The organism is Bradyrhizobium embrapense (assembly GCF_001189235.2).
Lineage (GTDB): Bacteria > Pseudomonadota > Alphaproteobacteria > Rhizobiales > Xanthobacteraceae > Bradyrhizobium > Bradyrhizobium embrapense.
Window position 1 is genome coordinate 455471 of the sequence record NZ_LFIP02000001.1, and the last position, 21398, is coordinate 476868.

The following is a 21398-nucleotide window of genomic DNA, read 5'->3' on the forward strand; positions in this document are numbered from 1 at the left end:
CCCTTCATCGATGCTGCACCTTCCGACCGCCGATTGGCAATTTTTTTTCCTCGATGATCCGGAGTTGACCGAATGAAGAAAATTCTGCTCGGCCTGGTCGCCGTCGCAGTCCTCGCGGCCGGCGGCTATTTCGGTCTCGACTTCTATGCCCAGCGCCGGGTCACCCGCGACGTCGAGGCCGCCTTCGAGCAGGTCCGCGCCAACGGCGCCAAGGCGAGCCACGGCAAGATCGCGTTAGACACCAGGAGCCGCACCCTGACGATTTCGGACATTGCCACCGAGTCGGGGACGCAGCCCCCGATCAACGTCAGGATTGCCAGCCTCACCTTGACGGGCCTCGGTCAACTCGACGCGGGCCGGATCTCCGCCGACAATATCGCATTCAATGACGTCGAGATCGGCGCGACGGGACCGACGGCGACCATCGCCATCCTGACCTACAAGGCGCCGCAGATCACGGTGAAGGACTATTCCGGTCCCGCCTCCCTGCCGCAGCTGCCGGCCTCATCGTCGCTCATCGAGCTGTACCGGTTTGCATTCGCCCAGGTCGCGAGCATCAACGCCTCGTTGGTGACCATCCCCACATTGAGCGGAACGATGACCTTCAGCGCCGCGGCACACGCGGGCGACGGCGCCGGCGGCACGTTCGACTATTCGGGCCTTGTGATCGAAAATCTGAAGGACGGAAAGATCGCGTCCAGCAAGACCGACAAGGTTGCGTTCAGGATCAATACGCAGCCGCAGGCGGGCAAGCCGGTCAGGATGACCGGCGAGCTCGCCAATATCGCCACGACCGACATCGACGTCGCTGCGATGGCGGCGATGTTTGATCCGGCCAAGGCCAACGACGACCGGGACTATCGGGTTCAGGGCCGTGTTTCGGTCGGTCCCTATGTCATATCGGCCAAAGCTGATGGCGTCGCTGCCATGCCTGGCCTGAACATGCGGATCGAGGGCGTCACCGTCGACGACGTCAAGATCAACCCGTCGCGGATGCAACTGCCGGCGCTGTTGGCGATGATCCCGCCGCAGGGCAGCGCACCGCCGAGTCCGGCACAGGCGCGCGAGGTGCTGGAAAAGGTCGCGCGCCTCTATTCGGGCGCAGGAATCGGCAATGCCGAAATCCGCGGTCTTTCGGTTGAAACCCCGGAGGGTCCATTCAAGCTGTCCTCGGTGCGCTTCAATCTCGAGCATGGCAAGATCGGCGAGCTTGCGATCGAAGGGCTCGATGCGCGTGCGCCGAACGGCCCTCTCAAGGTCGGACGCTTCGCGCTGAAATCGCTCGACCTCGCGAGCCTCATGCGGCTGTCGGCGCAGTTCGCCGCGCAGAAGCCGTCGCCTGAACAGGCGCTCGCGCTGTTGCCGCTGATCGAGGGTGTCGAAGTTAAGGGCGTCACGTCGCCCTACAAGGCGACCGGCAAGCCCGTCAACATCGACGTCCTCAGTCTCGACTGGGGTCAGTTCGTCGGATCGATCCCGAGCAAGCTTCGGCTGGTCGCGAAGATGGCGGCGCCGCTGGATGCGGCCGATCCGCAGCAACAGGTGCTCGCCGCCGCCGGAATCGACCGGATGGCCGTCGATGCCGATCTCGGCGCGGTCTGGACCGAGGCGTCCCGCTCGTTCGCGCTCGAGCCGGTCAAGCTCGACATGGCCGGACTGTTGAATGCGTCGGCGAAGGTCGCGCTCGCCAACGTGCCGCGCGAGGCATTCTCGGCCAACGCCGCGGAAGCGATGGGCGCGGCCGCACAGATCGAGGCCGGCGCGATCGAGCTCGCGGTCCACGACCTCGGCGCCATCGACCTTGCCATCGCCCAGTATGCGCGCTCCCAGAATGTCAGCCGCGACGAGGCGCGCAATGCCGTCCTCGACGGCATCAAGGCGCAGGGCGAAGCGATGAGCGGAGGCAGTGCCGATGTCACGGCGCTCGTCACCGCCATCAGCCAGTTCATCGAGACGCCGGGGCAGACGCTGGTGATCAAGCTGACGCCACGCGCAAAGGCGCCGGCGCTTCAGCTGATGCAATTGCTCAAGACCGATCCGCCATCGGCGCTGGCGCAATTCAAGATCGAGGCCTCGACGGGGTTGTGATCACACTTCCCCTTCCGTAGCGCGGATGAAGCGGAGCGCAATCCGGGGCAGTATCTCCATCGGAAAGGCCGCCCCGGATTTCGCTGCGCTTCATCCGGGCTACGCACCTCTCCTTCCAACCTATCCCTTCGCCGGCAGGTTGGTGCGGATGTGCAGCTCCTTGAGCTGCTTGGGCGTCGGTTCCGACGGCGCGCCCATCAAGAGGTCCATGGCCTGCTGGTTCATCGGGAACAGCGAGATCTCGCGCAGATTGTTGGTGCCGCAGAGCAGCATCACGATGCGGTCGAGACCGGCCGCCATGCCGCCATGCGGCGGGGCGCCGTACTGGAACGCACGGTACATGCCACCGAAGCGGTCGATGACCTCCTGCTCGCCATAGCCCGCGATCTCGAACGCCTTCACCATCGCTTCCGGCTTGTGGTTGCGGATGCCGCCGGAGGCGATCTCGTAGCCGTTGCAGGCGATGTCGTACTGGAACGCCTTGATCGTCAGCGGGTCCTGCGTCTTCAGCGCGTCGAGGCCGCCCTGCGGCATCGAGAACGGGTTGTGCGAGAAGTCGACCTTTTTGTTCTCCTCGTCATACTCGTACATCGGGAAGTCGACGATCCAGGCGAGCTCGAACCGGTCCTTGTCGATCAGGTTCAGCTCCTCGCCGAGTTTTGTCCGTGCAAGGCCCGCGAACTTCCAGAATTTCTCGGGATCGCCGGCGACGAAGAAGGCCGCATCGCCTTCCTTGAGACCGAGCTGGTCGCGGATCGCGGCCGTGCGCTCTGCTCCGATGTTGTTCGCGAGCGGACCGGCACCCTCGCCGCCCTCGCGCCACATGATGTAGCCGAGACCGGGCTGGCCTTCGCCCTGCGCCCAGGAGTTCATGCGGTCGCAGAACGCGCGGCTCCCGCCACCGGTGCCAGGGATCGCCCAGACCTGGTTCTTCGGGTCTTCCAGCATCCGCGCGAACACCTTGAAGCCGGAGCCGCGGAAGTGCTCGGAGACCTCCTGCATCACGATCTTGTTGCGCAGATCGGGCTTGTCGGAGCCGTATTTGCGCACGGCTTCCGCGAACGGGATCCGCGGCCAGTTCTTCGTCACCGGCTTGCCCTTGGCAAAATCTTCAAAGACGCCGGTGATCACCGGCTCCATCGCCGCGAACACGTCGTCCTGGGTGACAAAGCTCATCTCGACGTCGAGCTGATAGAACTCGCCCGGCAGGCGGTCGGCGCGCGGGTCCTCGTCGCGGAAGCACGGCGCGATCTGGAAGTAGCGGTCGAAGCCCGACATCATCAGCAGTTGCTTGTACTGCTGCGGCGCCTGCGGCAGCGCGTAGAACTTGCCGGGATGGATGCGCGACGGCACCAGGAAGTCGCGGGCGCCCTCCGGCGACGACGCCGTCAGGATCGGGGTCTGGAATTCGAAGAAGCCCTGCTCCTTCATCCGCTTGCGCATGGAATCGACCACCGCGCCGCGGGTCATGATGTTCTGGTGCAGCTTCTCGCGACGAAGGTCGAGGAAGCGGTACTTGAGCCGGATGTCCTCAGGATATTCCTGCTCGCCGAACACCGGCAGCGGCAGCTCGGCCGCCGGGCCAAGCACCTCGATCTCCTTGATGTAGATTTCGATCAGGCCGGTCGGCAATTCCGGATTGTCGGTGCCGGCGGGACGGCGGCGCACCTTGCCGTCGATCCGCACCACCCACTCCGAGCGGAACTTCTCGACTTCGGCGAACGCCGGCGAGTCTGGATCGGCCACGCACTGGGTGATGCCGTAATGGTCGCGCAGATCGACGAACAGCACGCCGCCATGGTCGCGGACCCGGTGGACCCAGCCTGACAGCCTGGCCGTCTGGTCGATATCGCTCTCACGGAGCGCGCCGCATGTGTGTGACCGGTAGCGATGCATATTCGTTCCAAAACTGATGTCGGAGGGTCGAATCGCGACAGGGCCAAAATGCCCTGTCCGAAGTTGCGGAGGGTTTACCCGACGAGGCCGGGTGCGGCAACCAATGGAACGCCCGCTTTTGCCCCGAAACTGCACATTTTGCGGCGGCCCGGCGCCAATCGTTTGCCTATTCGCCCCGCAGGCCTATCTTCCCGATATGACCATCCATTTCCCGTTCCAGAACACCTATTCGGCGCTGCCGGCGAACTTTTTCGCCCGCGTCGCGCCGACCCCGGTCGCCGCCCCCCGGCTGATCAAGCTGAACCGGCCGCTCGCGGTCCAGCTCGGGTTGGATCCGGACCTGCTGTCGACGGCCGAGGGCGCCGAAATCCTTGCCGGCAAGCGGCTGCCTGAAGGCGCCGACCCGATCGCCATGGCCTATGCCGGCCACCAGTTCGGGCACTTCGTGCTCCAGCTCGGCGACGGCCGCGCCATCCTGCTCGGCGAGGTTGTCGACAAGGACGGCGTCCGCCGCGACATCCAGCTCAAGGGATCGGGCCCGACCCCGTTCTCGCGCCGTGGCGACGGCCGCGCCGCGCTCGGCCCGGTGCTGCGCGAATACATCGTCAGCGAGGCGATGTTCGCGCTGGGCATCCCGACCACGCGCTCGCTCGCCGCGGTCGTCACCGGCGAGCCGGTGATGCGCGAGACCGCGCTACCGGGTGCAGTCCTGACCCGGGTCGCCTCGAGCCACATCCGCGTCGGCACCTTCCAGTTCTTCGCCGCGCGCGGCGACACCGACGGCGTGCGCGCGCTGGCTGACCATGTCATCGCCAGGCACTATCCCGAGCTGAAGGACGCGGCCCAGCCCTATCACGCGCTGCTCGCCGGCGTGGTCGCGCGGCAGGCCTCGCTGGTCGCGCGCTGGCTGCTGATCGGCTTCATCCACGGCGTGATGAACACCGACAACACGTCGATCTCGGGCGAGACCATCGACTACGGCCCATGCGCCTTCCTCGACGCCTACAATCCGGCGCAGGTGTTCTCCTCGATCGACGAGATGGGCCGCTACGCCTATGCCAACCAGCCGCGCATTGGCTTATGGAATCTGACCCGGCTCGCCGAGTGCCTGCTGCCGCTGTTCGATGCCGAGCAGGAGAAGGCGATCGAGCAGGCGCAGACGATCCTCGGCGAATTCCCGGAAAAGTTCACCGCGGCCTATCAGGCCGGGCTGCGCGCCAAGGTCGGCCTGTTCACCGCGCGCGACGGCGACGAGGCGCTGATCCAGGACCTGCTCGATGCGATGGCGAAGAATGCGGCCGACTTCACCTTGACGTTCCGCCATCTCGGCGCAGCCGCGTCCGACGACGCCGCCGACGTCCGTGCACAATTCACCGATCCCGCAGCGTTCGACGAATGGGCCGTCCGGTGGCGGGCTCGTCTCGCGCTGGAACAGCAGACGCCGGCCGAGCGCAAGGCCGCGATGGCTGCCGTCAACCCGGCGTTCATCCCGCGCAATCATCGGATCGAGGCGGTGATTGCGGCCGCCGTCAACAGCGACGACTATACCCCGTTCGAGGAGCTGCTGACGGTGCTGGCAAAGCCGTTCGAAGACCAGCCGCAATTCGCGGCCTACGCCGACCCGCCGCTGCCCGAGCAGATGGTGACGCAGACGTTCTGCGGGACGTGAGCCGAAGATTTGCAGGTGGGTGGAGCGCAGCGAAACCCATCAATCGCGCCGGCGGAACCGCCGATGATCGGGTTCGCTTCGCTTCGCTCCATCCATCCTACTGTCACACGGTCACCACGATCTTGCCGAACTGCGCGTTCGACTCCAGATAGCGGTGCGCCTCGACGATCTCCTCGAACGGAAATGTCCGCGCGATGATCGGCTTCAATGCGCCGTCGGCAAGCCCATCGAGAACGAACGCTTTCGCCGCGGCGAGCCGCGCGGGATCCTGCACGATCTCGTGAACGCGGTAGCCGCGCAGGATCAGGCTCTTGCTCAGCACGGTGAACAGCGGAAACGGCGTCGGCTCCTCGCTGAGCCCGCCATACTCGATCAGGATACCGCCATGCGCCATCGCCGATGTCAGCGGCATGAAGACGGGGCCGCCGACCGGATCGAGCACCACGCGAACGCCGTTCGGCCCTGCGATCTGCTCCAGCCTTGATTGCAGGTCTTCCTCAGTGGAGGCGATCACGTGCGCAGCGCCGGCCTCGCGCAGCGCTTGCACCTTGGCGGAGGTCCGCGTCACCGCGATCGGGATTGCACCGATGCGGTTCGCGATCTGGATCGCGGCGAGCCCGACGCTGCTCGATGCCGCCGTGATGACGACGAACTCCGCACGGGCGAGCTTCGCAATATCGATCAGGGCGCCGTAAGCCGTGAGATACTGCATCCACACCGCTGCAGCCTCCTGAAAACCGAGCGCCGGCGGATGCTTGGCGACCAGTTCGGCCGGAAATGTCGCGAGCTCGCCATAGGCCGGCCACCGCGCCATCGAGATCGGCGGCACGATGCTGACGGCATCGCCCGCCGCAAAACCGCCAACGCCCTCGCCGATCGCTTCGACGATGCCGGCGGCCTCGAGGCCGAGGCCGGACGGCAATGTCGGCGTCTCGATGTAGCTCCCCCGCCGCATCAGGGCCTCGGCGCGGTTGAGTCCGAGCGCCTTGATGCGGATTTGGACCTCGCCACGCGCGGGCGGCGCGATCGTAACGTCCTCGATGCGCAGCACCTCGGGACCACCGGTTTGATGAAAACGAACCACACGCGCCATCGGCAACACTCCTGAATTGCAAAACAGTTCAATTGAATGAGCTATGCCAAGGCCAATTCCGGGGATAAATCATCGCGCAGACGGAACAGTCAAAACCAGGAGTTTCGAATGATGGACCGCCTGACCAGCATGGCCGTGTTTCTCAGGGCGGTCGATCTCGGCTCGTTCGCGGCCGCTGCCGAGGCACTCGAGATGTCGGGCCCGATGGTCGGCAAGCATGTCCGCTTCCTCGAGGAGCGGCTCGGCGTCCGCCTGATCCATCGCACCACGCGGCGTCAGAGTCTGACCGAGTTCGGGCAAGCCTATTACGAGCGTTGCCGCGCGGTGCTCGCCGAAGCTGATGCCGCTGACGCGCTCGCAGCCGATCAACTCTCCGAACCGCGCGGACGGCTCAAGGTGACGATGCCGGCGCTGCTCGGCCGACGCTGCGTCGCGCCGCTGCTGCTCAAGCTGGCACAGAAGTATCCCGCGCTGGAGCTCGATCTCTCGTTCGGCGATCCGGTTGCCGATCTGATGGAGGGCGGCTACGACCTTGCGATCAGGACCGGCGATCTCGACGCGCAATCCGGCGTGATCACCCGGCGGCTCGCCCGTCAGCGCATGGTGGTGTGCGGCTCGCGCGCGTATCTGAAGGCGCACGGCAGGCCGCGCGGGCTCGACGAGCTCGGCCAGCATCAGGCGATCGTCTATCGCCGCCTCGGACGCGCACGCCCGTGGCTGTTCCCGCGCGACGGCCAGCCACCGCGCGAGGTTTGGCCGGCCGGACGGCTCAGGCTCGACGATCTCGAAGCCATCGCCGACGCGGCGGCGCGCGGCATGGGGCTCGCTTGGCTGCCCTCCTGGCTGGTGCGCGTACGCCTCGACGACGGCGCGCTGGTTCGCGTTCTCGGCAGCGAAGGCGAACTGCCATACGATTGCCACGCGGTGTGGCTGCCGACACCGCGATTGCCGCCCAAAGTCCGGCTGGCGGTGGACGCGCTCGCAGCCGCGCTGCCGAAGCTCGTCGCGTAGCGCTTCGCGCCGCGCTGGTCCCGTAGGATGGGTAGAGCGCGGCGCAAACCATCGATCTCACACGCGGACGGACGGAATCCGCTACGCAGCACGCATGACGCCTATTGTGAGCGTTAACTCACCTTCCACCATGCCGGGAGCCTCGCGGCGGTAACCATAAGGCTTAACAGCGCGTCAACGCTCCCCCAACAAGTCTAATTGTTTCTAATGGGGGAGAATGGCGCGTGGACACATTTGCATTCGAATTCATGGGATTGGCAATGATCGCGCTGTGTCTCGTCGTGCTGGCGATGCCTGCGGCGCGGCGGCCGTCGAAGAACATGCGCTACGAGTGAGCCGAGCAGCTTAAGTCCCTCGCCCTCAGCACTTGTTTCGCGATGGCCGGACAATATCGCGCTCACGCGTCATCGAATGACGATATGATCGCCCTGATGAGTCCTGACACGGGACGCAAGTCAGGGAATTGACGCTTGAACGACACCGACGTCCGGAAGCCTGCCACGCCGGCCTCCACCCCGAGCTCAGCACATTCGCCGCTGGAGGTGCTGCTCATTTTCCTCAAGCTCGGCGTCAGCTGCTTCGGCGGCCCGATCGCCCATATCGGCTACTTCCGCGACGAGTTCGTCATCCGCCGGCGCTGGCTCGACGAGCAGGCCTATGCGGACCTGGTCGCGCTCTGCCAGTTCCTGCCCGGCCCCGCCAGCAGCCAAGTCGGCTTTTCGCTCGGCCTGATGCGAGCCGGATATCTGGGCGCGCTGGCGGCCTGGACCGGCTTCACGCTGCCGTCCGCGATCGCGCTGGTGCTGTTTGCCTCCGGCGCCGGCGGATTGAGCGGTCCGGCCGGCACAGGCCTGGTGCACGGCCTCAAGCTGGTGGCGGTCGCGATCGTCGCCCAGGCGGTCTGGGGCATGGCGCGCTCGCTCTGCCCGGACCGCGAACGCGCGTCGATCGCGACGGTCGCGGCACTCCTCATCCTCGCCAGTTCATCATCGATCGCGCAGATCGGCGCCATCGTACTCGGCGCCGTCGCCGGGCTTTGGCTGTGCCGGGCGCAACCGACCAACGGCGTCACCCATATCGCGATGCCGGTGTCGCGCCGCGTTGGCGTTGTGGCACTGATCCTGTTCCTTGTCCTGCTGGTCATGTTGCCGCTGCTCGCCCGAGCATGGCCCTCCCTGGGCCTGTTCGAGGCTTTCTATCGCTCGGGCGCGCTGGTGTTCGGCGGCGGCCATGTCGTGCTGCCGCTGCTCCGCGAGGCCGTGGTGACGCCGGGCTGGATCGGCGACGATGCGTTCCTGACCGGCTACGGCGCCGCGCAGGCCGTGCCGGGCCCGCTGTTCACCTTCGCCGCCTATCTTGGCGCCGTGATCGGCGGCGTGCCGGGCGCGATCACGGGCCTCGTCGGCATCTTCGTGCCCGGAATTCTCGTCCTGCTCGCAGCGCTGCCGTTCTGGGATGGCTTCCGCAAACTGCCTACCGCACAGGCGATGATGCGTGGGGTCAACGCCGCCGTGGTCGGCATCCTCGGTGCGGCGCTCTACAATCCGGTCTGGACCAGCAGCGTGCAGCGTCCGCTCGATTTCGGCATCGCGCTGGCGGGCTTCGTGCTGCTCACGGCCTGGCGGACGCCGCCGCTCGTGGTGGTCGTGCTCAGCGCGGCCGCCGGCATCGCCGCTGGCCTCCTCCAATCGTGAACGGCTGCACCGGCCCTCGCCAGCACGATTAAGAACGCTTTCATGCCTCGCCGCCATGATTGACGGCGCATGCCGAGCGTACCCAAACAACCGGATCCGAACCGGGTGCCCGTGCTTGACCTGCTGCGGCTCGCCGCGGTCGGGGCCGTGATCCTGTATCATTACGGCTTCTGGGGCACGGCATCGCACGGCGTCCAGAAGGTGGCGTTGCCCTCCCTTGCTCCGGTCGCCCAATACGGCTTCCTCGGCGTCCCCGTGTTCTTCGCAATCTCCGGCTTCGTCATCGCCTATTCGGCCGAAGGCCGCACGCCGGTCGGTTTCGCGATCGCCCGCTTCAGCCGGATCTATCCGACCTTCGTCATTTGCATGACGCTGACCTTCCTCACCACGCTGCTGCTGGGCCACACCTGGTTTCACGTGACCTGGAGCCAATGGCTGGCAAACCTGTTCATCGCGGCGCCGATGATTGGTCAGCCCTATATGGACGACGCCTACTGGTCGCTGGTGATCGAAGTCGTGTTCTACGGCTGGGTCGCGCTGTTTCTGGCCTTTGGCATTTTTCCGCGGAAGATCGACACCATCATCCTGGCGTGGATCGCCATCACCTTCGCCAACGAGCTGACGCTGGATGTTCCGCTGTTCGAGAAGCTGTTCATGGCCGACGACAGCGGCTTCTTCGCCGTCGGGCTGCTGATCTATGAACATTACCGCGGACGACGCGACACCAGACTCTACAGCCTGCTGACATTGGCGATGGGCACCGCGACGTTCCAGGCCGTGCACAAGCTGGAGCGGCTCGGCGTCCACACCCATGGCAGCTTCGATCCGGGCATCGTCACCGCGATCTGCATCGTCTCGCTCGGCATCGTGTTCGCCGCCACCCGCATCAAGTCCGTGCCGCTGCCGGCCAGCCTGGTCAGGGCCGTGGGCGGCATCACCTACCCGCTCTACCTGCTGCATCTGCAGCTCGGCTACGTGATCCTGCTCCTGATGACGCCAGTGCCGGACGCGTTCTCGACAGCGTTCGTGGTGGCCGGCATGGTCGCGCTGGCGTGGTTCGTCTGGCGCTTCCTCGAAGGCCCCGCCCACTATTTCGTCAGGGACGCGTTGACGATGCTCGCCGCGCGCCATGGATGGCCGTCGCGCCTCGGGCGCCCCCGCGACGCCTTGCTCACGGACGGTTGATCCGGTCCGATCGATTGGAACGTCGCGATCCGCTGGCCGTTGATCGCCATATCGTCGGACTCTGTCCCGACCCGGCGGAGCCGTACCAGCAGCAAGGAGGCTCGACATGGCAAGTGCGACAGATCGTGATCCGCGCCATCACACACAGAAGATGCAGAAGGCGCTCCATGACATCCGCAATCACCTGCGCGAGGACATCCAGAAAGTCAACGAGCCGCAGTTGAAGGCGATGTTTGAAACGTCCGCCGAGGTTCTCGGCGGCCTCGAGAAGGCTTTCAAGGACTACGAGCAAAAGAACGAGAAGGCCTGGCGCTGACGCGCTGGAGGGCTGACCAACGGTCCCGCGCTCTGGCAGCAGGAGTGTCGCCATGGAAGTCGTCAAGCCAAACAAGCGCCGGCTGCTCCTGCTCGGAGGGGTGCTGGCCACCACGATCGCGGCGCCGGCGATTCTCACCAGGCCGACTTGCGCCGAACCGAAAGGCGTCGGCGAGAAGTTGAAAGATGCGGTCGCCGGCAAGACGGACGCGGAGGTCACGCCGCCCGAAGACCTGATGCGCGAGCATGGCGTACTCGATCGTGTTCTCCTGCTCTACGAAGCGGCGATCCGAAAATTGTCCGCCGGCGAGGACTTCGACCCCGTCCTGATCACGCAATCGGCCGCGATCATCCGCGATTTCATCAACAACTATCATGAGAGATCGGAGGAGGAGCATGTCTTCCCGCGCTTCAAAAAAGCCGGGCAGATGACGGACCTTGTGGACACCCTGCTGCGCCAGCACGACGCCGGCCGGAAAGTCACGGAAACGATCCTGAGGCTGGCGCCTTCGGGCAGGAGCAATGCGGACGATCGCCGGCAACTGATGGGCTCGATGCAATCCTTCATCACGATGTACCGGCCGCATGCGGCCCGGGAGGACACTGATCTGTTCCCGAAGCTGAAGGACGTGGTCTCATCCAACGAGTACGACGCGATGGCGGAGGATTTCGAGAAAAAGGAGCACGAACTGTTCGGCGAGGACGGCTTCGAGAAGACGGCGGCCCGTGTCGCCCAACTGGAGCAGCAGATGGGCATCCACGATCTCAACCAGTTCACGCCGCGCTGATTGCCGCATTTGCAGATCATGGCACGTATGATCAATCCGGTAAGCCGGCGTGAGAGGTCATCGTCAGATTCCGCCGCCTCCTGCACCTCACTAGGCGCTCTTGCTCGGTTGGTCCGCGCGGGAACGGCCCGTCAAGGACACCGATCTAGTTCGGTCGCCCGATCTTTTGCCGAAGATCTGCAGTCGTCACATCGACGAACAAGTTCGGAATGTCGTCGGCGCGGTGTAGCAGCCACGCCACGACGATCATGATCCCGATTCCGGCCGCGCTCACCGCGAGCTGTGCGATGACCGTGCCGCTGTATTGGATCAAGACCCAATGGGCGGAGAACGAAAGCAAGACCCCGAGGCAAAAGATCGGAAGCGAATGCTCGCCGCACAAGGTCAGTGGACGCATCGATCGGAATTTCAGCGGCGGCCAGTCCTGCGGAATCAGGCGATGGACGATGACTGCGAGCGCGAGGAAGTGGGTCAAGCGCAACATGTCCAGATCGGTCTTGTCGATCGGGTAGATGAACTTCATCATCCATCCCGGTATGAACGCCTCCAGCGCATGAAAATGCCAGGTCATCACGATAAGGAACGCAAAGATCAGCCAGGCAATTGCCACCGCCGCGACGATCCGCGACTGGATAAAGCTGGCGATCTGGGACCATGCGCCCACGCCGCACCACTGGCCGAAGACAAAGAGCAACTGCCAGCAGAATGGATTGAAGTACCACGTTGTGCCTGGGGGGTAGGAAGCGATGTTCCAATCGAACCATCGCGCCAGCACGTAGAGAACAATCGAGGCCAGCAAGGTGAGATTGGGACGGCGCACCAGGCCCCAGATGACCAGTGGGGACGCCAGCAGCAAGACAATGAACAGAGGCAGCACGTCGAGATCGACGGGCTTGTATCGCAGGGTGAGTGCCTGCCCGATCAGGATATCCGGATGCTGGAGGAAATTGAAAACGTTGAATTCGTTTTCATACATCGGATTGTCGAGCCGTCGGGAGGTTCTCGCGACCTGGGCCGTGAAGATCAGGAACAGCATGATATGCGCCGCGTAGATCTGCGCGGCTCGCGTCCACAGCCGCTTCGCCGCGGACAGCACGAAGCCCGAAGCGATGATCGGGCCGTAAATGAAACCGGCGAGGTAGCCCGAGATGAAAACGAAGAACTCCGCAGCGTCGCTGAAGCCGTAATTGCGCAGCGTAATCCAGCCGATGGCTCCGTCGTTGGGGATGTGATCCAGAAAGATCATCCACAACCCAAGCCCTCTGAACAGGTCGAGCCGAACATCACGTTCGATCGTTTCCTCGATCTGGTTCGCGTGGTGGAGCTCCATCGGGACGATCCTCGGCTGCTTCTGAGATCGCGATAGGTGCGCCCGTCGGTGCCTTGCTGCGCGTCAGGCTGGAATGCGTTAGCCGACAGCAAATCCGGGTCGACAGGCGAAGATCAAAGACATCCTTATACTCCCGCGTGACATCGCCGTCCAAGTGCCGCACCGGCATGCTTGGGTCGGGCCGACCCGGCGCGTTCGGTCCGAGTTGCGTGCCGGCGCAAGTTTGCGCATCATTGCCAACGCAGCCTCGCCGCTCACCGCCGCGACCAGCGATTGCTCGCCCATCCGGCGCAGAACACCGCATCGGCGCGGTCGGGAATCGTCTGCGCGAACCAGCGGTCGACATCCGGCGAGGTTTGGGTCGTCGGCTCAGCGCCGTAGCGAAGCTGGCCATAGGCTCCCCGCATCGCCATTCTGTACGAAGGACGACGGCCTGGCCTGCGCACGCCAGAGCTTGACGCCAGAAATTTCCAGATTGCGTAATCTCTGCATCACAAAGGCAGACAGCAGGTGGCCCGGTGCAGTGCCTGCCCAAATTGCTGCTTCCCCTGCCCCCTGAGGCAATCGCATATGGCCACGGCCGCGTTTCATCGCCAGGAGCGGCGCCCCGCACCATTTCCGAATAATCGAATTAAGCTACTGATTTTGCCCGACATCTCAAATTGCCGCGCCGAACGCCCGCCGCTGTCGCCGCTACTGTGCATGGGGTTGTTTTCGATGTTTTGGCGCTGCGCCCCAACAACGGCGGACTATCGCCTGTGGCGCTGAGCGCACCCTTCGTCTTGCCCGGTCGAGCCGGCCGTTGACACCGAGGGTGGGGTCACCGGCACGAAGGACGGATTCACGGCACGATCGTGCCGAAAACACCCCCGAATCGCGCCGGATCAACTCAAAAATGCCCGGTCCCTCACCTCGCGCAGGGCCAAAATCCCTGCAAGACCCTTGACATAGCTGCCCTTTCGGCAGAACGCGTGGGGTCAAGCCGTCATGGACTGTTCATGGATCTGATTAGCACGACCTCCGACCTCGCCGCCGCCTGCGACCGGCTCGCCAAACACAAGGTCATCACCGTCGACACCGAGTTCCTGCGGGAGACGACCTACTATCCGCTGCTCTGCGTCGTGCAGATGGCGAGCGCGGATGAAGCCGTCGTGGTCGACGCGCTGGCGCCCGGCATCGACCTCAGGCCGTTCTTCGATCTGATGTCGAACGAGGCCGTGCTGAAGGTTTTCCACGCCGCGCGGCAGGACATCGAAATCGTTTGGCACCTCTCCGGCACGATCCCGCATCCGATCTTCGACACCCAGGTTGCGGCCATGGTGCTCGGCTATGGCGACAGCATCGCCTATGACCAGCTGGTCGATCGCGTCACCGGCCACCGCCCCGACAAGACCCACCGCTTCACCGACTGGTCGCGCCGGCCGCTGAGCGAGGAGCAACTGCATTACGCCGTCTCCGACGTCACCCATCTGCGCGAAGTGTTCGCGGCGCTCGATGCCGATCTAAAGAAGCGTGACCGCAGCGACTGGGTCAGCGAGGAGATGGAGGTCCTGACCTCGCCGAAGACCTACGACTTCCATCCTGAGCGCGCCTGGGAGCGGCTCAAGACCCGCGTCCGCAAGCCGCGCGAGCTCGCGGTGCTGATCGAGGTTGCCGCCTGGCGCGAGCAGGAGGCCCAGAGCCGCGACGTGCCGCGCTCGCGCGTGCTCAAGGACGATGCGGTCGGCGACATCGCCACCCATGCGCCGACCTCACTGGAGAAGCTCGGCAATCTGCGTTCGCTGCCGAAGGGTTTCGAACGCTCGAAATGGGGCGCCGACATCATCGCCGCCGTGCAGCGGGGGCTCGCCCGCGACCAGGCCACGCTGCCCAAACTGGAAAAGCCGAGAAACAATTCCAATGGAGCTGCGACCGTCGAGCTGCTGAAGGTGCTGCTCCGCATGACCTCGGAGCGCCACGGCGTCGCCAGCAAGGTGATCGCCACCGTCGACGATCTCGAACAGATCGCGGCCAGCGATCAGGCCGATGTCGGCGCCCTGCATGGCTGGCGGCGCGAATTGTTCGGCGAGGCCGCGCTCAAGCTCAAGCACGGCCAGCTCGCGCTCGCGATCGACAAGGGCCGCGTGGTGCGGGTGGATCGGGGCTAGCGCACGCCGCGTTGCAACGCGAAGTTCCGTCCCGCAATCGTCGGCCAATAGCCGGAACGCCGCGCCAGCAACCGCGCGGCACAGGTTGAGGTTGCATCACGCAAAACCAGCCCGCTTGCTAAGGGGCAATTTTCGTGTTGCAATCCCTTCACAATCGGATTGCGGCCGTTCGACTGTGCGTTTCACGACGTCGAAATCCAAGGCTTCAATGGCTTCGAGAGGCGAAACTTCGGACTTGAAGACTTTGGATCTGAAGACCCGGGAATTGAACAGACGGCGGAAAGCCCGCTTGTGGCGTGGCACGTGGAAAACGTGGCCGCGTCTTTTTTATGTCTAGACTGGGAGAGAGACGATGCCGAAGGGTACCGTCAAATGGTTCAACCCGACCAAAGGCTACGGGTTCATCAAGCCGGCCGTCGGCGACAAGGATGTGTTCGTTCACATCTCGGCGGTCGAACGCGCAGGCCTCAGCACACTCAACGAGAACCAGACCGTCGAATACGAGTTGGTCGAGAACCGCGGCAAGGCGTCGGCAGAGAACCTCAAGGTTCACTGAACGCCGCTGCTGGCGGACTTCATTCTGACGCCTCCCCCGGCCGCATCACCCCGGGGGATCGCTCTCGGGGATCTCTTGCGCAACCACGGGCTAGGGCGCCGGCGCGATCAGCGTGCTGCCGGTTGCCGCGCTGCCCTGCGTCTTGCAGACGTCGCCCTCAAGCTTAAGCCGGCCGCTCGCCAGAAGCCGCAGCGCCTCCGGATAGATGCGATGTTCGATGGTGATCACGCGTGCGGCGAGCGTCTCGGGCGTGTCGTCGTCAGCCACCGTGACCGCGCCCTGCATCACGATCGGTCCGGCATCGGTCTCCGGGATCACGAAATGCACCGTCGCGCCGGACAGCTTGACCCCAGCACGCAGGGCCTGGCCGTGCGGATCGAGGCCGGGGAAACACGGCAGCAGCGACGGATGGATGTTGAGCATCCGCCCGTACCAGTGTCGCACGAAGTCGCCGGTGAACAGCCGCATGAAGCCGCCGAGGCAGATCAGCTCGACCTTTCTGTCGTCGAGCGCCTTCTGCAGCACCGCCTCGAAACCGGCGCGGTCCTTGCCGAACGGCTTGCTCTCGATGACGACGGTCGGAATGCCACTCGCGGCCGCCTTCGCGAGCCCGGGAGCATCGGCGCGGTTGGAGATCACGGCGACGATCTCGGCTGGAAAATCCGCAGCCTTCGCGGCCTCGATCAGCGCGGCCATATTGGAGCCGCGGCCGGAGATCAGGATGGCTGTGCGGCGCTTCATCTGGAGAGATCGAGATGACCGTTATAGACCACGCGATGCTCGCCGCTCGCCTCGATCACCTCGCCGAGCAGCGTCACGGTCTCGCCGCCGGCGGTGAAGGCCTCGGTCACCGCATCGATCGCATCGGCCTTGACGATCGCGATCATGCCGATGCCGCAGTTGAAGGTGCGCAGCAGTTCGAGTTCGGCGATGCCGCCCTGCTCGGCCAGCCACTTGAACACCGGCAGCACCGGCAGCCGCGCCAGGTCGATGCCGACGCCGAGATGCTTCGGCAGCACGCGCGGGATGTTGTCGGTGAAGCCGCCGCCGGTGATGTGGGCGAGGCCCTTCACCGCACCGGTCTCGCGGATCGCGCTCAGGCAGGACTTCACATAGAGCCTGGTCGGCGTCAGCAGCGCCGCGCCGAGCGTCATGACCGGCGCGAACGGCGCCGGCGCATCATAGGCCACGCCGGACTGCTCGACGATCTTGCGCACCAGCGAATAGCCGTTGGAGTGCACGCCGGAGGACGCCAGCCCGATCACGGCATCGCCCGCCGCGATGTCCCCCGTCGGCAGCAGGGTGCCGCGCTCGGCCGCGCCGACCGCAAAGCCGCCGAGGTCGTAATCGCCATCCTTGTAGAGGCCGGGCATCTCGGCGGTCTCGCCACCGATCAGCGCGCAGCCGGATTCGCGGCAGCCCTCGGCGATGCCGGCGACGATCTGCGCGGTGGCCTCCGGATGCAGCTTGCCACAGGCGAAATAGTCGAGGAAGAACAGCGGTTCCGCGCCCTGCACGACCAGGTCGTTGACCGACATCGCGACGAGGTCGATGCCGATGCCGCTGTGGATGCCCGTCTCGATCGCGATCTTCAGCTTGGTGCCAACGCCATCGGTCGCGGCCACCAGAACCGGATCCTTGAAGCCCGCAGCCTTGAGGTCGAACAGCCCGCCGAATCCGCCGATCTCGGCGTCCGCGCCGGGCCGTGCGGTGGCCCGCACCATCGGCTTGATCAGATCGACCAGACGATTGCCGGCGTCGATATCGACGCCCGAATCCGCGTAAGTGAGCCCGTTTTTGCGCTCGGTCATGCCCAATTCCAGATGATCAGGGGCTGGTTACGAGGAATTCCGCCCCCGCGCAATGGCTCGCGGGCGGCTAGCCGCGATACTATGTAGATAACAGCCGGCCGCCGCGCAAAAGAGCCGGATATCGAGTAAAATCAGGCTTCTAGCCGGGAAGCGATTCAAGTTGAGCATTCCGAACATCATCACCCTCGCCCGCATCATCCTGGTGCCGGTGATCGTCTGGGCCATTGTGTCGAGCCAGATGGAGATCGCGTTTGCGATCTTCGTGATCGCCGGCGTCTCGGACGCGGTCGACGGTTTCCTTGCCAAGCGCTTCAACATGGCAAGCGAGCTCGGCGCCCTGCTCGACCCGCTCGCCGACAAGGCGCTCTTGGTGTCGATCTATGTCGCGCTCGGAATCTGGGGCGCGGTGCCGCGCTGGATCGTGATTCTCGTGGTGTCGCGCGACATCATGATCGTCTCCGCCGTGATTGTGTCATGGTTGTTCGACAAGCCGGTCGAGATGAAGCCGCTGATGGTGTCGAAGCTGAACACGGTGGCACAGGTGGCGTTCGCGGCCCTGGTGCTGGCCTCGCTCGGCTTCGGCTTTCAGCCGCATCCCTACGACCTGATCCTGATGGGTCTGGTCACGATCTTTACTTTGGGTTCGGTGTCGCTCTATCTCGTGGAGTGGGTGCGGCACATGAGCACGATCGAGGCTCGGTAGCACCTGATCCGGAAAAGTGGAAAGCGGTTTCCCGCGACAAACGCGAGGCGTTTGCGCTGGGATGATGCTAAAATAAAGTGGTTTGGAGATTTGCGTGGCCGGTAGCGTTCAACCTCGTCAATTGGCCTTGGCCCTGCCGCACGAGGAGAAGCTGACCCGCGACGATTTCCTCGAGGGGCCCGCCAACGAAGCCGCGCTCGCGCTGATCGACGGCTGGCCCGACTGGCCGAACCGAATTATGCTGCTGGTGGGGCCCGACGGCTCCGGCAAAAGCCACCTCGCCGCGATCTGGGCCGAGTGCGCCGGCGCGCGCGCGACCGCGGCGCATGCGCTGACCGCCGACACGGTGCCGGCCGCGCTCGCCACCGGCGCGCTGGTGGTCGAGGATTTGAGGCCGGCGGATTTCGACGAGCGCGCGATGTTTCACCTGCTGAATCTCGCCCGCCAGGACGATGCCTTCGTTTTGATCACGGCACGCATCCCGCCGTCGGCATTCGAGATCGAGCTGCGGGATCTACGGTCGAGGCTGCGTGCGGTGCCGACGGTGGCGCTGCTGCCGCCCGACGACCAGCTGTTCCGCGGCCTGATCCTCAAGTTCTGCGCCGACCGCCAGATGAGCGTGGACGAACCGCTCGTCAGCTACCTGACCACCCGGATCGAGCGCTCCTATACCGCGGTCCGGCAGGCAGTCGAACTGCTTGACACCGAGGCGCTGCGGCTCGGCCGGCCGGTGACCCGGGCGCTGGCGGCGGAGCTGTTGCGCGATGCCTGAGCCATGCCGCGGCTTGACGGCGCAGCCGGGCGGAACATCAATGTCATCGAAACGTCATCGCAATATCACATGGTCGGCGCGGCACTCGGCTAGACCGCTCCGGCCCCTGCCCCGAATTGGACCAGCACTTGATGGACTCGGCACAAGCACCTGAAATCAAAGAGAAAGAGGCGGAACTTCCGCCCGTCCCCGCGATCGCAACCAGCCCCGAGCGGTTCATCAACCGGGAGCTGTCCTGGCTGCATTTCAATCGCCGGGTGCTCGAGGAATCGGTCAATCCCGGCCATCCCGTGCTGGAGCGGGTGCGCTTCCTGTCGATCTCGGCGAATAACCTCGACGAGTTCTTCATGGTCCGCGTCGCCGGTATCAAGGCGCAAGTCCGCGAGGGTATTACCGAGCGCAGCCCGGACGGCCTGCTGCCAGCCGAGCAGCTCGTGATGATCAACAAGACGGTGTCGCAACTCGCCGCCGACCAGCAGGCGATCTGGAGCGAACTGCGCGACATCCTGTCCAAGGTCGGCATCCAGTTGGTTGACGGGCGCGACGTGACCAAGTCCGAACGCACCTGGATCGAGGATCACTTCCTCCACAACATCTTCCCGCTGCTGACGCCGCTGGCGATCGATCCGGCGCATCCGTTCCCGTTCATCCCGAACCTCGGCTTCACGGTCGCGCTGCAATTGTCGCGGATCGCCGACGGCAAGGCGATGAACGCGCTGATCCGCATGCCCGGCAAGATCGACCGCTTCATCCGCATCCCCTCTACCAAGGAAGGTGCGCCGGCGCGGCTGATTACATTGGAGCAAGCCACCGGTCTGTTCATCGGCCGCCTGTTCCCCGGCTACACCGTCAAGGGCCAGGGCGCGTTCCGCATCATCAGGGACTCCGAACTCGAGATCGAGGAAGAGGCCGAGGACCTCGTCCGCTTGTTCGAGACCGCGCTCAAGCGCCGCCGCCGCGGATCGGTGATCCGGCTCGAGATCGAGGCCACGATGCCCGAAGAGCTGCGCATCTTCGTGCAGCACGCATTGTCGGCGGCGGACGATGAAGTGATCCTGGTCGACGGCGTGCTCGCGATGAACGAGCTGTCGCAGCTGACCCGCCTCAATCGCCCCGACCTCGAATTCCCGCCCTACGTGCCCCGCCACCCCGAGCGCGTCCGTGACCATGGCGGCGACATCTTTGCCGCCATCCGCCAGAAGGATCTCGTGGTCCACCACCCCTACGAATCCTTCGACGTCGTCGTCCAGTTCCTGCAACAGGCGGCGCGCGATCCCGACGTGGTCGCGATCAAGCAGACGCTCTATCGCACCTCGAACAACTCGCCGATCGTGCGCGCGCTGGCGGAAGCCGCCGAAGCCGGCAAGTCGGTGACCGCGCTGATCGAGCTCAAGGCGCGCTTCGACGAGGAAGCCAATATCCGCTGGGCCCGCGACCTCGAACGCGCCGGCGTGCAGGTCGTGTACGGCTTCATCGAGCTGAAGACGCACGCCAAGCTGTCGATGGTGGTGCGCCGCGAGGGCGGCAATCTCACGACCTATGTGCATACCGGCACCGGCAACTACCATCCGGTCACCGCGCGCATCTACACCGACCTCTCCTACTTCACCTCGGATCCGATCATCGGCCGCGATGTCGCGCGGGTGTTCAACTACATCACCGGCTATGCCGAACCGAGCGACATCGAGAAAATGGCGGTATCGCCGCTGACGCTGCGCAAGCGGATCATCGAGCACATCCATGACGAGATCGCCCACGTCAAGCATGGCCGGCCCGGCGCGGTCTGGATGAAGATGAATGCGCTGGTCGACCCCGACATCATCGATGCGCTGTACGAGGCCTCGCAGGCCGGCGTCTCGGTCGAGCTCGTGGTGCGCGGCATCTGCTGCCTGCGGCCAGGGCTGCCGGGATTGTCGGAGAACATCCGCGTCAAGTCGGTGATCGGCCGGTTCCTGGAACATGGCCGGATCTATTGCTTCGGCATGGGCCAGGGCCTGCCGAGCACAAAAGCTGCTGTGTATATCTCGTCCGCCGACATGATGCCGCGCAACCTCGACCGCCGCGTCGAGGTGCTCTGTCCGCTGCAAAATCCGACGGTGCATCAGCAGGTTCTCGAGCAGATCATGGTCGCGAACCTGAAGGACAATGAGCAGAGCTGGCAATTGTTGCCGGACGGATCGTCAACGCGTATGAAGGCCGCGAAAGGCGAAGAGCCCTTCAATCTGCATGACTATTTTATGACAAATCCGAGTCTGTCCGGCCGTGGTAAGTCTCTCAAGGAATCTTCACCGCGCCGTCTCACGCGTCGCAACGAGCGTCAGCAGCCATCGTCTTAAGGGG

General features: G+C 64.7%; 18 protein-coding genes. 12 read left to right on the forward strand and 6 right to left on the reverse strand.

What is annotated here, in order from left to right; translation table 11 throughout:
• Nucleotides 1-72: 72 nt before the first annotated feature.
• Nucleotides 73-2088, forward strand: a complete 2016-nt coding sequence (locus AKN83_RS02520; RefSeq protein WP_050401435.1) for a hypothetical protein — start codon at nt 73-75, stop codon at nt 2086-2088.
• Between the two features lie 120 nt (nt 2089-2208).
• Here AKN83_RS02520 and aspS read toward each other — a convergent pair whose 3' ends face one another.
• Nucleotides 2209-3984 carry an aspartate--tRNA ligase gene (gene aspS / locus AKN83_RS02525; RefSeq protein ID WP_050401436.1) on the reverse strand — a complete coding sequence of 592 codons (1776 nt, stop codon included), beginning with the start codon at nt 3982-3984 and terminating at the stop codon, nt 2209-2211.
• A 196-nt stretch (nt 3985-4180) separates the two neighbouring features.
• On the opposite strand from aspS, the gene AKN83_RS02530 reads away from it, so the two are divergent.
• The gene (locus tag AKN83_RS02530; RefSeq protein ID WP_050401437.1) at nt 4181-5653 is read left to right on the forward strand and encodes a protein adenylyltransferase SelO; all 1473 of its coding nucleotides are present in this window, start codon (nt 4181-4183) and stop codon (nt 5651-5653) included.
• A 103-nt stretch (nt 5654-5756) separates the two neighbouring features.
• Here AKN83_RS02530 and AKN83_RS02535 read toward each other — a convergent pair whose 3' ends face one another.
• Nucleotides 5757-6746, reverse strand: coding sequence for a zinc-dependent alcohol dehydrogenase family protein (locus AKN83_RS02535; RefSeq protein WP_050401438.1), 990 nt, complete (start codon nt 6744-6746; stop codon nt 5757-5759).
• A 111-nt stretch (nt 6747-6857) separates the two neighbouring features.
• On the opposite strand from AKN83_RS02535, the gene AKN83_RS02540 reads away from it, so the two are divergent.
• The 5 genes from AKN83_RS02540 (at nt 6858) to AKN83_RS02560 (ending at nt 11739) form a co-directional block, all read left to right on the forward strand.
• Nucleotides 6858-7757, forward strand: coding sequence for a LysR family transcriptional regulator (locus AKN83_RS02540; RefSeq protein WP_050401468.1), 900 nt, complete (start codon nt 6858-6860; stop codon nt 7755-7757).
• 470 nt (nt 7758-8227) lie between these two features.
• Nucleotides 8228-9451, forward strand: coding sequence for a chromate efflux transporter (gene chrA, locus AKN83_RS02545; protein WP_050401439.1), 1224 nt, complete (start codon nt 8228-8230; stop codon nt 9449-9451).
• Between the two features lie 111 nt (nt 9452-9562).
• A complete protein-coding gene (locus AKN83_RS02550; RefSeq protein ID WP_083991960.1) occupies nt 9563-10636 on the forward strand; it encodes an acyltransferase family protein in 1074 nt (357 codons plus the stop codon).
• A gap of 106 nt (nt 10637-10742) precedes the next feature.
• Nucleotides 10743-10952, forward strand: a complete 210-nt coding sequence (locus tag AKN83_RS02555; protein ID WP_050401441.1) for a hypothetical protein — start codon at nt 10743-10745, stop codon at nt 10950-10952.
• Nucleotides 10953-11004: 52 nt separating this feature from the next.
• Nucleotides 11005-11739 (forward strand): hemerythrin domain-containing protein, encoded by a 735-nt coding sequence (locus AKN83_RS02560; RefSeq protein WP_050401442.1) that lies wholly within the window; start codon nt 11005-11007, stop codon nt 11737-11739.
• A 145-nt stretch (nt 11740-11884) separates the two neighbouring features.
• Here AKN83_RS02560 and AKN83_RS02565 read toward each other — a convergent pair whose 3' ends face one another.
• Nucleotides 11885-13069 (reverse strand): OpgC domain-containing protein, encoded by a 1185-nt coding sequence (locus AKN83_RS02565; RefSeq protein ID WP_050401443.1) that lies wholly within the window; start codon nt 13067-13069, stop codon nt 11885-11887.
• 254 nt (nt 13070-13323) lie between these two features.
• Nucleotides 13324-13476, reverse strand: coding sequence for a hypothetical protein (locus AKN83_RS39395; RefSeq protein ID WP_157113174.1), 153 nt, complete (start codon nt 13474-13476; stop codon nt 13324-13326).
• A gap of 591 nt (nt 13477-14067) precedes the next feature.
• Here AKN83_RS39395 and rnd point away from each other — a divergent pair.
• Together rnd and AKN83_RS02575 are read left to right on the forward strand one after the other, a co-directional pair.
• Nucleotides 14068-15216, forward strand: a complete 1149-nt coding sequence (rnd, locus tag AKN83_RS02570; RefSeq protein ID WP_050401444.1) for a ribonuclease D — start codon at nt 14068-14070, stop codon at nt 15214-15216.
• 352 nt (nt 15217-15568) lie between these two features.
• Complete coding sequence (locus AKN83_RS02575; protein ID WP_021079877.1) at nt 15569-15772, forward strand: cold-shock protein; 204 nt, start codon at nt 15569-15571, stop codon at nt 15770-15772.
• Nucleotides 15773-15862: 90 nt separating this feature from the next.
• On the opposite strand, the gene purN is transcribed toward AKN83_RS02575, so the two are convergent.
• Both purN and purM read right to left on the reverse strand, forming a co-directional pair.
• Nucleotides 15863-16513, reverse strand: coding sequence for a phosphoribosylglycinamide formyltransferase (purN, locus tag AKN83_RS02580; protein ID WP_050401445.1), 651 nt, complete (start codon nt 16511-16513; stop codon nt 15863-15865).
• Nucleotides 16510-17583, reverse strand: a complete 1074-nt coding sequence (gene purM / locus AKN83_RS02585; RefSeq protein WP_050401446.1) for a phosphoribosylformylglycinamidine cyclo-ligase — start codon at nt 17581-17583, stop codon at nt 16510-16512. The genes purN and purM overlap by 4 nt, the downstream gene beginning before the upstream one ends.
• 160 nt (nt 17584-17743) lie before the next feature.
• On the opposite strand from purM, the gene AKN83_RS02590 reads away from it, so the two are divergent.
• The 3 genes from AKN83_RS02590 to AKN83_RS02600 all read left to right on the forward strand — a co-directional run bounded on the left by AKN83_RS02590 (nt 17744) and on the right by AKN83_RS02600 (nt 21394).
• Nucleotides 17744-18286, forward strand: a complete 543-nt coding sequence (locus tag AKN83_RS02590; RefSeq protein ID WP_050401447.1) for a CDP-alcohol phosphatidyltransferase family protein — start codon at nt 17744-17746, stop codon at nt 18284-18286.
• 94 nt (nt 18287-18380) lie between these two features.
• The gene (locus AKN83_RS02595) at nt 18381-19058 is read left to right on the forward strand and encodes a P-loop NTPase family protein (protein ID WP_050401448.1); all 678 of its coding nucleotides are present in this window, start codon (nt 18381-18383) and stop codon (nt 19056-19058) included.
• Between the two features lie 131 nt (nt 19059-19189).
• The gene (locus tag AKN83_RS02600; protein ID WP_050401449.1) at nt 19190-21394 is read left to right on the forward strand and encodes an RNA degradosome polyphosphate kinase; all 2205 of its coding nucleotides are present in this window, start codon (nt 19190-19192) and stop codon (nt 21392-21394) included.
• Nucleotides 21395-21398 lie beyond the last annotated feature (4 nt).